The 14,839-nt window shown below is 74.2% G+C and carries 10 protein-coding genes; 5 read left to right on the top strand and 5 right to left on the bottom strand.

The genetic code is table 11. From position 1 onward, the window contains the following. Positions 1 to 64: 64 nt before the first annotated feature. Positions 65 to 1,558, top strand: coding sequence for a TQXA domain-containing protein (locus ACFWIA_RS10470; RefSeq protein ID WP_387002417.1), 1,494 nt, complete (start codon positions 65 to 67; stop codon positions 1,556 to 1,558). A 128-nt stretch (positions 1,559 to 1,686) separates the two neighbouring features. On the opposite strand, the gene ACFWIA_RS10465 is transcribed toward ACFWIA_RS10470, so the two are convergent. Beyond that, on the bottom strand, positions 1,687 to 2,553 hold the full coding sequence (locus tag ACFWIA_RS10465) for an alpha/beta fold hydrolase (protein ID WP_387002415.1): 867 nt from the start codon (positions 2,551 to 2,553) through the stop codon (positions 1,687 to 1,689). 89 nt (positions 2,554 to 2,642) lie between these two features. On the opposite strand from ACFWIA_RS10465, the gene ACFWIA_RS10460 reads away from it, so the two are divergent. The 4 genes from ACFWIA_RS10460 (at position 2,643) to ACFWIA_RS10445 (ending at position 6,299) form a co-directional block, all read left to right on the top strand. Further along, positions 2,643 to 3,248, top strand: a complete 606-nt coding sequence (locus ACFWIA_RS10460; RefSeq protein ID WP_387002413.1) for a TetR/AcrR family transcriptional regulator — start codon at positions 2,643 to 2,645, stop codon at positions 3,246 to 3,248. 232 nt (positions 3,249 to 3,480) lie between these two features. Beyond that, positions 3,481 to 5,145 carry an energy-dependent translational throttle protein EttA gene (gene ettA, locus ACFWIA_RS10455; protein ID WP_387002411.1) on the top strand — a complete coding sequence of 555 codons (1,665 nt, stop codon included), beginning with the start codon at positions 3,481 to 3,483 and terminating at the stop codon, positions 5,143 to 5,145. 6 nt (positions 5,146 to 5,151) lie between these two features. Then, positions 5,152 to 5,595 carry an acyl-CoA thioesterase gene (locus ACFWIA_RS10450; RefSeq protein WP_387002410.1) on the top strand — a complete coding sequence of 148 codons (444 nt, stop codon included), beginning with the start codon at positions 5,152 to 5,154 and terminating at the stop codon, positions 5,593 to 5,595. Further along, entirely contained in the window at positions 5,592 to 6,299 is a 708-nt protein-coding gene (locus ACFWIA_RS10445; RefSeq protein WP_387002408.1) for a hypothetical protein, read from the top strand. Before ACFWIA_RS10450 ends, ACFWIA_RS10445 begins: the two co-directional genes overlap by 4 nt. Positions 6,300 to 6,312: 13 nt before the next feature. Here the strand turns inward: ACFWIA_RS10445 and ACFWIA_RS10440 are convergent, their stop codons facing one another. From ACFWIA_RS10440 to ACFWIA_RS10425, 4 genes are all read right to left on the bottom strand, one after another. Further along, positions 6,313 to 7,296 (bottom strand): ABC transporter ATP-binding protein, encoded by a 984-nt coding sequence (locus ACFWIA_RS10440; protein ID WP_387002406.1) that lies wholly within the window; start codon positions 7,294 to 7,296, stop codon positions 6,313 to 6,315. Between the two features lie 73 nt (positions 7,297 to 7,369). After that, positions 7,370 to 10,273, bottom strand: coding sequence for an FtsX-like permease family protein (locus tag ACFWIA_RS10435; protein ID WP_387002404.1), 2,904 nt, complete (start codon positions 10,271 to 10,273; stop codon positions 7,370 to 7,372). A 104-nt stretch (positions 10,274 to 10,377) separates the two neighbouring features. Next, positions 10,378 to 13,800 (bottom strand): FtsX-like permease family protein, encoded by a 3,423-nt coding sequence (locus ACFWIA_RS10430; protein ID WP_387002402.1) that lies wholly within the window; start codon positions 13,798 to 13,800, stop codon positions 10,378 to 10,380. A 210-nt stretch (positions 13,801 to 14,010) separates the two neighbouring features. Then, positions 14,011 to 14,424: a globin gene (locus ACFWIA_RS10425; RefSeq protein ID WP_385487272.1), complete on the bottom strand. Its 414-nt coding sequence runs from the start codon at positions 14,422 to 14,424 to the stop codon at positions 14,011 to 14,013. Between the last annotated feature and the right edge of the window lie 415 nt (positions 14,425 to 14,839).

Genomic DNA, 14,839 nt, shown 5'->3' with positions numbered 1-14,839 from the left:
AGCGTCTGGTTCTGCAGGTGAGGACCACCCCCACACCAATGGGCCTCACCCGAAAGGGAATTCCGTGTTCGCAGCCAGCTCCCCTCTGAAGAGGGGCGCCGTTCGTCTCGCCGTCGGGGCCGCCGTCTCCGGCCTGTTCGCCACGGGCATGGTGGTGGCGAGTGCCGGGGCGGCTGCGGCGGTCGAGGAGCCGCAGGACCACGGGGGCGCCGCGGCGACGCTCAGCGGATTGAAGTTGTCCGGTGATGCGGTCGTCCGGGTGGGCAGCGAGGAACGACGGCTCCGGGCGGGCCTGTTCGAGTTGGCCGTGGACGGTGGCGGCACCCTGCGGACGTACGGGGTGGACCTCGACATGGCGACCCAGTGGGACGCCCGCTACCAGGAGACCCCCTGGTCGGGCACCTCGCTGGGCGTCAATGCCGCCGCGGGCAAGATCCGTTGGATCCTCCAGAACTCCTACCCGCAGGTCAACGACCTCGCCGCGCTCGCTCGGCGGGCCGGCGCCAAGGGCCTGACCGAGCAGGACGCCGCCATCGGCACCCAGGTGGCGATCTGGCGCTACTCCGACGGCGCCGGCGCCCGCCCCGGCGCCCGCAGCGAGAAGAACGGTGCGAAGCGGGACGCGCGGGAGGTCCCGAAGGTGACGGCCGCGGACCCGCAGGCCGAGCGGCTCGCCGACTACCTGGAACGCGAGGCGCGCAGCCTGCCCGAGCCCGGGGCGTCGTTGGGCCTCACCCCGGCGGCGCATTCGGCCCTGTTGGCCTCCGTCGGGGAGGACGGCGCACGGATCGGCCCGGTCAAGGTCCGCTCCGGTGCCGAGCGGGTGACGGTGGCGCCGAACACGCTCGCCCTGGTGGACGGGATGCGGGTCGTCAACGCCGAGGGCAAGCCGGTCACCGCCGCCCGGCACGGTGACTCCCTCTTCCTGGACATACCGAAGGGCGCGTCGGCCGGGTTGGCCGCGCTGACCATCCAGACGTCGACCACGGTGCCCGTCGGCCGGGCGTTCACCTCGGGGAGCCGCAGCCAGACCCAGGTCCTCGCGGGCTCCAGCGAGTCGACGGTGTCCGCGACCGCGTTGGTGAGCTGGGGCGAGAGCGGCCCCGTGCCGGCCGTCTCGGCGGAGAAGGTCTGTGCGCACGGCGGCCTGGAGGTCACGGTGCGCAATGCGGGGGACCAGGACTTCGAGTTCGAACTGTCCGGGGCGCGGAGGGTGGTCGCCGCGGGCCGTGTCGAGACGGTGCCCGTTCCGCTCACGGAGGACCAGAGCTACGACTTCACCGTGGCCGGCCCCGACGGCTACGAGAAGAGGATCAGCGGGATCTTCGACTGCCGCACCCGCAGCAGCGAGGTCCGCGGCACCCGTGCCATGGCGGCACCGAGCCCCGCTTCGGCTCCCGGTGCGCCGGACAAGGGCGCCCGTAGCGCCTCCGATCTGGCGGCCACCGGCGGTTCCCCGGTCACCCTGGTGATAGCCGGGACGGCGGTGGCCCTGGTCCTGGCCGGCGGTGCAGCCGTGCTCGTGCTCCGCACGCGGACCTCGCGCCAGCAGGGTTGACCCGGGCGAAGGGCCGTGGCCGCGGCGCCCTGACCGAAGGGCGGTGACCGTGAGGGCGGTGACCGCGTGGCCGGGGGAGAGCGGCGCCGGGGCGGAGAGGAGCCGGGGAGAGAGGTCCCCGCCCGCGCTCAGACCGGTGCGTCGTCCGACCGGGCGGCCCCGATGGGCGTGCTCCGGATGAACTCGCCGATCAGGTCGGAGATCATCTCGGTCTGGTCGAGCATGACCCAGGTGCGGGTGTCGGGAACCGCAGCCAACCGGGCGTCGGGCAGCAGCGCCGCCAGCCGGGCGCCGTGCTCGAACGGGAAGTGCCGGTCCTCGCGCCCGAACGCGATCAGGGCCGGTCGGTCGAAGGAGGCGATCCGGTTCGCCGTGTCGAGCGTGGCGGCCGGCCGGAACCCCCGGGTGACCTTCTCGCAGTCGCGCCGCACGCCGCGGTCGCTGAAGAACGCGTCGACCCAGTCGTCGATCAGGTCGTGGGGCAGGTCGTTCGCGGTCAGCAGTCCGTAAGCGAAGGGCAGCCTGCGCAGGGTGCGCGATCGCAGCGACTGGAAGGCGAAGGTGAGCAGTCCGGGCACCCGGGCCGCCGGGACGAGCGGTTTGAACCAGGTGGCCGGGGAGTTGTCGAAGCACTCGCCGCTGGTGAGCACCAGGCGGCCGATCCGTTCCGGGTGACGGGCCGCGACGGTCTGGGCGATGGCGGTGCCGTAGTCGTTCCCGACCAGCGTCACCTCGCGCAGGTCGAGCGCGTCGAGCAGATCGGCGACCAGGCGGGCGATGCCGACCAGGTCGAGTTCCGTGTCGGGGGAGAGGGGTATCCGGTGGGCGCCGAGCGGGAGGTCCGGGCTGATGCAGCGGAAGTCGGAGGCCAGACGGTCGGCGACCGGCTCCCAGAGCCTGCTGCCCATGAGGTAGCCGTGGAGCAGGACCACCGGGGGTCCGTCGCCGGTGGACCGGTAGTGGACGGTTCCCTGCGGAAGCGTGATCTGCGGCATGTCTGCACTCCTCGGGGGCAATTTACATACAGACTGTACGGACTGCGAATATAGAATGCATGCAGTCTGTATGAAACTCAAGGGGTGAGATGCAACCGACCAGTAGCAAGCACGAACAGCGCTCCCGGGCCACCCGGTCCGCGCTGGTGGCCGCCGCCCGGCGGCTGTTCGCCGAGCGCGGCTACGCGGACGTCGGCACGGAAGAGATCGTCCGGGCCGCGGGGGTGACCCGAGGCGCGCTCTACCACCAGTTCCGCGACAAGACCGACCTGTTCGACACCGTGGTCCAGACGGTCGAGGCCGAGGTCACCCAGCGGATCGCCACCCAGGCCATGGCGACCGCCGCCGATCCCGTCGAAGCCCTCAGAGCGGGTGCGCGCGCCTTCCTCGACGCCTTCGCCGAGCCGGACGCGGAGCGCATCCTCCTCCTGGACGCCCCCGGGGTGCTGGGCTGGCGGCGCTGGCGCGAGATCGGTCAGGACCAGGGCCTCGGGGTGATCACCGAAGCCCTGTCGGCGGCCATCGCGACCGGAGACCTGGTGGAACAGCCCGTCTCCCCGCTGGCCCACCTGCTCCTGGGCGCGCTCGACGAGGCGGCGCTCAAGGTCGCCCACGCCGACGACCCGGTGGCGACCCGGGCGGAGATGGCCGCGGCCCTGGACCGTCTCGTGGAAGGGCTGCTCGTCCGGCGCTGAGCACGCGCCCCCGGTGCGCCGGGGGCGTACGTCACCCGGCGGGCCGGGCCGTGGCGCTCCCCGGCGGGCGGGGGCCGTCCTGCGCGCGGGTCGGGCCCCGGCCGGGATTTCGGTTGCCGAGGGCGGGTACGGCAAGATGGGGTGTGTCTGCCCTCATACGGCGGAGTCACATGCCGAGTCGCATCGAGTCACATGTTGACACTTCAGGTATCAAGCTGCCGGACGGTTTCTCTTGGCTGAGTACATTTACACCATGCGCAAGGCGCGCAAGGCGCACGGCGACAAGGTGATTCTCGACGACGTCACCCTGAACTTCCTCCCCGGCGCGAAGATCGGTGTCGTCGGCCCGAACGGCGCCGGTAAGTCGACCGTACTGAAGATCATGGCGGGCCTGGAGCAGCCGTCCAACGGCGACGCGTTCCTGTCCCCCGGCTACACCGTCGGCATCCTGCTCCAGGAGCCGCCGCTCGACGAGTCCAAGACGGTCCTGGAGAACGTGCAGGACGGCGTCTCGGGCATCAAGGGCAAGCTGGACCGCTTCAACGAGATCGCCGAGCAGATGGCGACGGACTACTCCGACGCGCTGCTCGACGAGATGGGCAAGCTCCAGGAGGAGCTCGACCACGCCAACGCCTGGGACCTCGACGCCCAGCTCGAACAGGCCATGGACGCCCTCGGCTGCCCGCCCGGGGACTGGGCCGTCACCAAGCTGTCCGGTGGTGAGCGGCGCCGCGTCGCGCTGTGCAAGCTCCTCCTCGAACAGCCCGACCTGCTGCTCCTCGACGAGCCCACCAACCACCTCGACGCCGAGTCCGTGAACTGGCTGGAGCAGCACCTGGCCAAGTACACGGGCACCGTCGTGGCGATCACCCACGACCGGTACTTCCTCGACAACGTCGCCGAGTGGATCCTCGAACTCGACCGCGGTCGCGCCTTCCCGTACGAGGGCAACTACTCCACCTACCTGGAGGCCAAGCAGAGCCGCCTCAAGGTCGAGGGCCAGAAGGACGCCAAGCGCGCCAAGCGGCTCAAGGAAGAACTGGAGTGGGTCCGCTCCAACGCCAAGGGCCGCCAGGCCAAGTCGAAGGCGCGACTGGCCCGGTACGAGGAGATGGCCGCCGAGGCCGACAAGATGCGGAAGCTGGACTTCGAGGAGATCCAGATCCCGCCGGGCCCGCGACTGGGCAGCATCGTCGTGGAGGTCAACAACCTCTCCAAGGCGTTCGGCGAGAAGGTGCTGATCGACGACCTGTCCTTCACCCTCCCGCGCAACGGCATCGTCGGCGTGATCGGCCCGAACGGCGCCGGCAAGACCACGCTCTTCAAGATGATCCAGGGCCTGGAGGAGCCGGACGGCGGCTCGATCAAGGTCGGCGAGACCGTGAAGATCTCGTACGTCGACCAGAGCCGCGAGAACATCGACCCGAAGAAGACGCTGTGGGCCGTGGTCTCGGACGAGCTCGACTACATCAACGTCGGCCAGGTCGAGATGCCGTCGCGGGCGTACGTCAGCGCGTTCGGCTTCAAGGGCCCGGACCAGCAGAAGCCCGCCGGCATCCTCTCCGGCGGTGAGCGCAACCGGCTGAACCTCGCCCTCACCCTCAAGCAGGGCGGCAACCTGCTGCTCCTCGACGAGCCGACCAACGACCTCGACGTCGAGACGTTGTCCTCGCTGGAGAACGCGCTCCTCGACTTCCCGGGCTGCGCCGTGGTCGTCTCCCACGACCGTTGGTTCCTCGACCGGGTCGCCACGCACATCCTGGCGTACGAGGGCGAGTCCAAGTGGTTCTGGTTCGAGGGCAACTTCGATTCGTACGAGAAGAACAAGGTCGAGCGGCTGGGCGCCGACGCGGCCCGTCCGCACCGGGCCACCTACAAGAAGCTCACCCGGGGCTGATCCGCGATGACCCGTCACATCTACAGTTGCCCGCTGCGCTGGTCGGACATGGACGCCTTCGGGCACGTCAACAACGTGGTCTTCCTGCGCTATCTGGAGGAGGCCCGGATCGACTTCATGTTCCGGTTGGCACCCGGTGACGGGTCCCCGTTGTTCGCCGGCGGGTCCGTCGTGGCCCGCCACGAGATCGACTACCTCCGCCCGCTGGTGCACCGGCACGAGCCGGTCGTCATCGAGTCGTGGGTGACCAGCATCCGCAACTCGTCGCTGACGGTCGCCTACGAGGTCAAGGACCACGAGGGCGCCGAGCAGGCCTACGTGCGGGCCTCCACGGTCATGGTCCCGTTCAACCTGGACACCCAGCGGCCCCGGCGGATCTCCGCCGAGGAGCGGGAGTTCCTCCAGCGGTACCTGGTGCCCGACGTCGACGCGGAGGCACTGGCGGTATGAGTCGAACGGTGGACTTCGCCGACGGCGGGGAGGCGGCGGACCTCGCCGCCTTCCTCGTCCGGCTGCTCCACTACGACCGCGGCGCCGCGGTCCGCCTCCAGGCGGCCGGGGCCACGCTCGCGGTCTTCGGACGGCCCCCGTCGTTCGAGGTGCTGGCGATCCGCACGGCCAGGCTCGCGAAGCCGTACGAGTACGGCATCGAGGACTCGCTCGACACCACGGTGTCGGCGGGGGAGCTGCTGGAGTCGATCGACGAACGGGCGGGCACGGCCCGGGTGCCGGACGCGGTGACCGGGCCGCCCTGGGCCGGGGTGCTGCCCCCGCGCGGCGGCTGGCAGCCCGAGCCGGGACTGCCGTCCGCGCACGCGGTGCGGACGATGGTGGCGCAGGCGGTGGCCGAGTTCCGGTCCCGCACCCGGTCGCTGGAGTCCACCGAGCGCAGCCGGGCGGCGCTGGACCGGATCGGCCGCGAGGTCTGGTCCCGGCCGCTCGGGGACAGTGACCTCCCGGTCCGTGCGGCGCACGCCGCGCAGGCCCTCGGCTTCCTCCCGGGAGCGACCACCGGCCCGTCGGTGACCGGGCCGTCCGGTGACGCCGCGCTCGCCCTGCTGACCAGCGGATCGTGGCTGCGGTTGCGGACACCGTTCGGCTCGGTGGCCGTCCGCAGGGCCGGCACCGCGAGCCTCACGGTCACCCCGGCGTAGCGCACCCGCCGGGCTACGCGTCCGGCCAGACCCCGATGTGGTCCTCCTCGTGCTTGAGGAGGACCCGGTCCCGCATGCCCAGGCTCTCGGTGTACTCGGCGGGCAACTGGAGCCGCCCCGCACGGTCGAGCATCGCGTACTCACGGGCGACCAGGGACTCCTCGCCGGTGGCCGCGTCGACCTCGGTGCGGCGCAGCACCTCGGTGGAGGTGCGGCCGTCCCGGATGGCGACCGTCCGGCGGACCTCGCTGGCCACCGCCTGGTCATGGGTGACGATCACCACCGTCGTGCCCAACTGTTCGTTCGCCGTGCGGAACGCGGCGAAGATCTGCTCGGCGGTGTGGGAGTCGAGTTCCCCCGTGGGTTCGTCGGCGAGCAGCACCGCCGGGTCGTTGGCGAGGGCCACGGCGATGGCGGCGCGCTGCTGCTGACCACCGGACATCTGGTGCGGGCGTCGGTCGCGGCAGTCGGCGACCTGCAACAGGTCGAGGAGTTCCAGCGCCCGCTGCGCCCTGGCCCGGCGGCCCCGCAACCCGCGGGGGCCGCCGCTCAGTTGCATGGGCAGCGTCACGTTCTGCGCGGCCGTCAGGTACGGCAGCAGATTGCGGGAGGTCTGCTGCCAGACGAAGCCGACGACCTCCCGGCGGTAGGCCAGGCGTTCCGCGGACCCCATGGCCAGCAGGTCCCGGCCGGCGACGCTGGCGGCGCCCGCCGTCGGTTCGTCGAGTCCGGCGAGGATGTTCATCAGGGTGGACTTGCCGCTGCCCGACGCCCCGACGAGGGCCATCAGTTCGCCCTCGCGCACCAGGAGGTCGAGCCCCTGGAGCGCCTGCACCTCCACGCCGTCGGTGGAGAAGATCCGCACCAACCGGTCGCAGCCGATGAGTGCGTCGTGCCCGTACGCGGGTCGGTCGCGTCGATCGGCGGCCCGCCGTTCCAGCTCCGCGAGTGACGTGCCCGTGCCGCTGGCGGGCTCGGTGGTCGGGGTCGTGTTCATGAGGTGCGCTCCCGAGTCGGGGCCGATGGGGTACGGGACCCGGGCGGGGTCAGCAGGGCCACGGGGTGGGTGGTCATCGTTCGTCCCCCAGCCGTAGTTCCCGGACGGCGTCACGGCGGCCGGTCCACCACGCCTGCACGGCCGCGACGCCGACCGTCAGGGCGACCACGGCGAGGGCCGGCAGCAGCAGGGACACCGGGTCCGGCCGCAGCCCCGCCACCCCGGAGGGCAGTTCACCGGCACCGGACACGGAGGCGAGGGCCACGGCCGTCAGATCGGTGCCGGGCGCGAGCAGCCGGACGGCCGCCCACCCCGCGAGCATCCCGCCGCCCGCCGCGAGCAGGGCCTGCGGCAGCGATTCCAGGACCAGCAGTCGCCGTCCGTCCCGGCGGGTGAGCCCCATGGTGCGCAGCCGGGCGAGCAGCGCGGTCCGCTCCGGCGCGCTCCGGGCCAGGGCGAGCAGCAGGGCGAGGGCGGCGAACCCGGCGCCCGCCGCGACGGCCGCCGCGTAGACGCGTTCGGCGCCGGTCTGGAGGGGCGAGTCGGCGTACCGGGCGCGTTCCGCGTCCCGCAGGTGGACGATCGTGTCGGGGCCCGCGGCCTTCCGCAGCGCGGCGCCGTCGAGCTCCCGACCGGTGAGCAGCAGTGACGTGGGCCGCAGCGGTGCGCCGAGGGCGCGGGCGTCGACGACCAGGAAGTCCGCGGTGCGCACCGCCGGGGTCACCGGGCGCACGGCGGCGATCCGGACGGTGATCCGCTCCCCGTCGACGCGCAGGGTGACCGGTTCGCGGCCGAGGCGTTCGGCGGTCGCGGGGGAGGCGAGCGCCGGTACGGCACGTGTCTGCTGCGCCCCGTCGGTCAGGGTGCGGGCTGGGAACGCTCCCACTCCGAGCCGCTCGGACAGTTCGGCGTACGCCCGGGCGTCCACCACCGCGAGCGGTACCCGGGCTTCCGAGTCCTCGCTGCCGCCGGCCGCCGCTCCGGTCGGGGGCTCGGACGCGTCGCCGGACGGCACGCCGAGGGCCACGGCGTCGTAGTCGACGGTCGCACCGGTCACCGACTCCACCCCGGCGACCTCCTTGATCCGCCGGGACTCCCCGTCGGAGAAGGGCTCGCCGGCGTTGATCCGGGCGTCCGCGCCGGTGCTGAGCAGTGCCGCCCGGTCCCGGGTCTCGGTGATCCCGGCGAGCACCGAGCCACCGAACGCGGCGGTGGTCAGCGCGGTCAGCAGGGCGAGCAGCGGCAGCACCGCGGAGGCCGGGCCGCGGGCCGTGCGGGCCAGTGCGAGGTGGCCCGTCAGTCCGCGCAGCCGCCGGGTGGGGCCGGCGAGCAGCCGCAACGGCAGCGGATACAGCCGGACCAGCACGAGAGCGGCGATCATGCCGATCAGCGCCGGGGCGAGCGCGACGAGTCCACCGCCGCCGGAGCCGCGCTGGCGCAGCACCACCACGGCGCCCACCGCCAGGACCAGCAGGGTCAGTTCGGCGACCGTGCGCCGTCGCGAGGGCCGGGCCGTCGTCAGGTCCTCGCGGTCCGCCCCGATCCGTACCGCCCGGTGTGCGGCGAGTGCGCGCACCGGGAGCGCCAGGCAGGCCACGAGCGTCACCGCGGCGGCGGCCAGTACCGCGAGCGGCCACCGCCCCCCGGGCAGGGCGAGCAGGGCCAGGGCGAGGCCCAGGGCTCCGGCGGGCACGGCGACGACGGCCGTCTCGGCGAGCAGCCGCCCGCCGAGTCCGCGCAGGGAGGCGCCGCGGGCCCGCAGCACGGTCAGTTCGGCCCGGCGGCGCCCCGCCGCGAGTCCGCCGGCCATCAGGAGCACCACCAGGGCGACGGTGCCGGTGCCGAACGCGGCGACCGCGACCAACGGCAGCACGCCGTCGCGCAGCTTCCCGTACTCGGTGAGGACCTCGTCGAGTTCGGTGTCCGCGACGGTGTTGACGTCGATGGCGCGACGCGCGTCCAGCAGCGCCGTCCCGTTGACGGTGGAGGCCAGGGCGGCCTGGACCCGGTCGAGTTCGCCACCGGAGAGGCCGGCGGCGTCGGGCGCGAGGTTCCAGTACCGCTCGGGGCTTCCCTCGGCGCCGAGCAGGACCGGTGCCGCGTCCGGGTGCAGCAGGAGGGCACCGAGCCAGTACACCGGCGGGTCCGGCACGGTGGACGGGACCCGCACCAGTGCGGGGGTGCGCAGCAGGGGCTGGGTCGCCCAGTAGGGGCCGTCCGGGTCCTTCGGGTCGACGATGCCGGTGATCCGTACGGCGACGGGGTCCCGCACCGTGCCGGGCATCCGCAGCACGGCGCCCGTCTTGATCTTCAGCCGGCGGGCGGTCTCGCTGCTCACCACGGCCTCCACGCCGGGGCTCTCGGCGGTGACGGTGCCCCCGGCCCGGGGGAGCCGTCCCGCACGGACCTCGGCGTGCGCGTCGAGGCCCTGTTGCGCGGTGAGCGAGAACCGCGGGCGCAGGCCGCGCGGTTGGGGGAGCCAGTCCTCCAGGGTCTCCGGGGGTTCGGCGGTCCGTACCCCGTACGAGGAGTGCGCGTCGTCGGCGGCGAGCGGGGCCCGTAGCGCGTCGACCACGTCCGCATAGCCCTGGCGCAGCGCGGCGCCGCGCAGGGCCTTCTCACGCTGCGCCATCGACAGGCTGGGACTGGGCTGCGGGGCGCTGAACCGGATCGCGGCCCGGGCGGGGGAGGCGTCGGCGACGGAGTGCCGCAGTCCCTCGTCGCGCAGGCCGTCCACGGCGAGCGGGAGGCCGGCGGCGAGTGCCGCGGTGAACGCCACGAGCAGGGCGAGGGCCAGCGCGGCGCTCCGGGCGGTGCGCAGCCGGGTGCGGACCCAGGGGGCGCTGAGCGGGGTGCCACCCTGCTTCCGGCCGCCCGAATCCGCCGGCTCGTGCGGCCCGGTCGGTCCGGGTGTCGCCGTCGGTCCGGGTGTCGTCGGGCGGCCGGGGGTCGGGCCGTTCGCCGTTCGCTCGTTCACTGTCCGCCCGTTCGCCACCTGCCGGTCCGTCGGCTCGCGCCGCACCGGCCGGCTGCCCGTTCCGCTGCCGCCGTGCCCGTCGTTTCCCTGCTGATCGTGCCGGGTCACCGCTCCACCGCCGCTCCGAGCGCGGTGGCCAGGTGGGCCGGGCGCCGCAGCGGCAGCGCCGCCGTGATCAGCAGGGGGCCCACCGCCACCAGCGCGAGCAGCAGGAGCACCTGACCGACGGGCAGTTCCACCAGGACCGGCGGTACCGGCCGGGTCGCATCGGGCGTCAGCAGGATCAGCGGCACCACCGCGCGGGTGAGCACCGTTCCCAGGGCGGCGCCCACCAGGAGCGCCAGGCACACCAGCACCCCCTGTTCCGCCGCCACCAGTCTGGCCAGCCGGCGGCGGGGCGCCCCGAGGGCGCGCAGCACGGCGAACTCGGTGGAGCGTTCCCGCAGCGCACCGGCGGTGCTCACGCCGAAGCCGACGGCGGCCAGCGCCGCCGCGGCGACCGCCACCGCCGTCAGCGCGGCACCGGGGCCGGCGCCCAGCGGGTCGTCGCGCAGCCCCTGGGCGATCTCGTCGCGGACGAGCACGGTGGCCGGGTCGGTGTCGGACCGCGCGCGCAGCGCCGCCGCGGCTTCGGCGGACTGCCCGGGCGCGGTCGTCAGCCACCACTCGGTGGGCGATACACCGGTGCCGTCGCGTTGCGTCAGGATGCGGTTGACGGCGTTCAAGTCCAACAGCAGGGCGCCGCCGTCGCGGTCGGCCGCGGAGGTGGTCGCCCCGGTGGCGTCGGCGCCCTCGTCGTGCGTCGCGACGGGGGCCCGACCGTCCGGGCCGGTGGTGGGCAGCGCCCGTACGCTGCGTTCGATCCGTACGGGGACGTGGGTGCCGGCGAGCGCCACGTCGACCCGGTCCCCGGGGCGGGCGCCCAGGACCTTCAGGTACTGGTCGGTGGCGATGGCCGGGACCTCCTCGGGCACGCTCCGGTCCGCCATGATCCGGACGGTCACGGTGTTGTCCTCGCCGGACCAGAACGGGCCGCCGGGGGTGTAACCCGTGCCGTACCGGGCGGTGATCTGGGGGTCCTCCGCATCGGGTCCGGTCAGTTCGGGGCGGGTCGGGCGGGCCTGCTCGCTCAGCGCGTCGTCCGCGCGGGCGACCGCGGACTTCGCCCGCCACGGGGAGCTGAGCTGCACCGGGGCGGCCTCGGTCGCCCCGTCCGCGGCCCGCAGCGCGGCCACGGTGAGCACGTGTCGTTCGGGCACGCCCACGGGCTGCGGGACGTCCAGCTCCAGGCCGATGAACGTCAGCGGCCGGGCGGGTTCGCCGGCGGCGGACTCCGCGGCCCGCAGCAGGTCGAGGGAGAGGGTGCGGGTGCGACCGTCGGCGGTCAGCGTCCCGGCCGGCAGCCGGTACGACAGTCCGTAGCGGTCCTCCACCAGCACGGCCACCCGGGGCGGTTCGTGCGACGCGTCCTTCGGCGGCCGGGAGTCGTCGTCCGGGGCGACCCCGCCCGGGTCGGGCTTCGCCCGCAGGCGGACGTCGAGTTCCAGGCGGGTGGTGTCCTTCGGCAGCCGGGTCCCGTCCCGTGCCGCGGTGATCCCCGCGGACCGGGGGGCAGCACCGTCGGTCAGTTCGCCCAGGTCGGGGCGGGTCAGCACGTGCTCCGCGCCCCGTGCGGTGTCCAGGGCGAGGACCGTCGCCTCGCGGTCCCCCGAGAGCTGTGCCGTCGCCCGTAGCGCGGGCACCGCCTCCCGTACCCCGGGCAGTTCCGCGTACCGACCGGCGTGCCCCAGCCCGGCGACCCCGGCGGTCTGCACCCGGACCGAGGCGCCCGCGCGGAAGTCCGCCTGGTCGTCCTGCGAGCGGTCCCACGACGAGCCCTGGCCGATCGCCAGCATCCCCATCGCCACCGCGAGGACGAGCAGCAGCACGGGCCCCGCGCCCCGCAGCGGACGACGGCTGAGCTGCCAGCCGGCGAGCGCCGAGGTCAGGCCCCGGCCGCTCGCCGCGCGACGCTCGGCGAGCCGGGCGGCCGGCGGCAGCAGCCGCAGGGTCAGCGCCGTACCGGCGAGCAGCGCCAGCGCGGGCGCCGCCACCAGCAGCGGATCGATGCCGGGCTGTCCCGAGCCGTCCTTGCCGAACACGCCCGACTGGGCGGTCTGCCGGTCGAGCTGCCAGTACGCGATGCCCGCGACCGCCACCAGCGCCACGTCCGCGCCCGCCCGCAGCGGCCCGGGCAGCGTACGGCCGCGGCCCCGGGTCGCACCGTCCGAGGTGAGGGCCGGCAGGGTCACCGCGAGCGCACAGCCCAGGGCCACGGCGCCCGCGACCAGCCACACCCCGCCGGACGCCACCCCGTCCACCCGCAGCCCGATCCGGGCCAGCGCGCCCTGTCCGGCGAGCAGCTCCGTCAGCGGGCCCGCGAGTAGCGGCGCCAGCAGGGCGGCGGGCAGCGCCAGCAGCAGCGCCTCCAGGGCCGCGAGCGTGCCGATCCGGCCGCGCGAGCCGCCGCGGGCCCGGAGCAGCCCGGTCTCCCCGTCGCGTTCGGCGCTCAGCAGCCGCGCCACCAGCAGCAGGGTGTACCCGGCGAGCAGGGAGAGCTGGAGCGCCACGATGAGGAGCGTGGAACGGGACACCAGGGTGGCGCGTTCCGCCCGGTCCAGCACGCCGGGCAGCCCGGTGGTGACGTCGGTGCTCCCGCCGAGCGCCGCCGATCCGCGCAGCGACGCGACGCCTTCGCGGGCCGCGTCGCGCAGCGCGTCGATGCGCCCGGTGCTCATCGCGGAGAAGTCGGCGACGGCCAGCCAGGACGTCTCGCCGGCGCTGACCCGCCCCGCGGCGGCCAGCACCGCCGGGTCGGTGAGCAGCGGCCCGTACGTCGTGAACGACACCTTCTGGACGCCGCGTCCGCGCAGCCCGTCCAACTGCCAGTAGGGCGCGTCGGCGGCGACCGGACGGTACACGCCGACGACCCGGACGCGCACCGCGGGCCCGTCGAGCCGGTCGGTCAGGGTCAGCGCCGCTTCCCGGTCGCCCGGGTGCACGCCCAGTTCGGCGGCGGCCGTCTCCGGGAGCGCCACCTCCACCTCACCGCGACGGGAGGCGTCGGGTGCCCGGCCCCGCACGATCCGGACCTGGGTGGTGTCCAGCGAGCTGAAGTGCGTGAGGTACGGATTGCCGTCGCGGGCGGCCGGAGGCTGGAGGGACCGGGGGAGTGCGTAGGGGCCGGAGCGGGCCAGCGCGCGGGTGGTGAACGGCAGCCCGTCGAAGGCGGTACGGGCCGCGTCCTGCACCGCCTTCCCGGCGGCTTCGGTGGCGCGCCGGTCGGAGGGCGCGACCGGCGCCTTGGCGGTCAGCGCGGTCGCGGCGGTGTCCCGGGTGCGCAGCGTGTGCCGCAGCGCGGCGTCGCCGATGCCGCCGGAGAAGGCGGCGAGGGTCGCGAGGACCGTGGTGGTCAGGACCACGGCGACCAGTGCGGCGGCGAGCAGGAGGCGGTGCGCCCGGACGCGCGCCAGTAGGAACCCTGTCACTGCTTGTCCCGCCCCCGCGATCCGCCGTTGCCCGCCGCCACGTGGTCCCGCCCCCGTGGGTGCCCCGTCCCGTGGGTGCCGGCGCGCCACCACCGGGGCACGCGCGTTCTACGGGAGGTCCCTGGATGCTTTCAGAGTGGAAGGGGGAGCGGAAGGGGCAGCGGGGGCACGAAACGGAGAACGGGGTGCGGAATCCGACTATCGGGACGGTCAGCCCGGGCTGTTGATCATCGAGGCGGCGGCGTACGTCATGTACCGCCACAGCTGCTCCTCGTGCTCCTCGGACAGCTCCAGCTCGTCCACCGCGTCCCGCATGTGCCGCAGCCACGCGTCGTGCGCGGCCCGGTCCACCGTGAACGGGGCGTGCCGCATGCGCAGCCGCGGGTGTCCGCGCTGCTCGCTGTAGGTCTTGGGGCCGCCCCAGTACTGGATCAGGAACAGCACGAACCGCTCTTCGGCGGGGCCGAGGTCCTCTTCCGGGTACATGGGACGCAGCAGGGGGTCCTCGGCGACGCCCTGGTAGAACCGGTGGACCAGTCGACGGAAGGTTTCCTCGCCGCCGACCTGCTCGTAGAAGGTCTGCTCCTGAAGGGTGCCGCGCCGAATCTCGTTCACACCGTCCATGGTGTCAGACCGGGTGACCGAGGACCCGGGTCCTAGGACCCGAGCGGTTGGCCCGGGGCCCGGCTCCGGCTGGGGTGCGCTGCCCCGTGCGGGTGCGTGGTGGTTACTCGCGCAGTTCCCCGCGCCCCCTTGGGTACGCACCACTGGGCCGGTGCGGTCCTGCGCGGTGCGCCGTGGTCATCCGCGCAGTTCCCCGCGCCCCTGGCGGTGCGTCCTGGCGGGCGCGCGCTGCCCCGTGCGGGTGCGTGGTGGGATTTGCGCAGTTCCCCGCGCCCCTGATCGGGGCTGCTTCGGCTGGGGTGCGCTGCCCGGTGCGGGTGCGTGGTGGTTGCTCGCGCAGTTCCCCGCGCCCCTGAGGTGCGTCCCTGCCGGGGTGCGTTGTTCAGTGGGGTAGCGCCCCTGATCAGGGGCGCGG

It is taken from the genome of Streptomyces sp. NPDC127068 (assembly GCF_042724695.1).
Lineage (GTDB): Bacteria > Actinomycetota > Actinomycetes > Streptomycetales > Streptomycetaceae > Streptomyces.
Note: the sequence above shows the minus strand (reverse complement) of the source record. Positions and strands in the feature narration are given on the sequence as shown.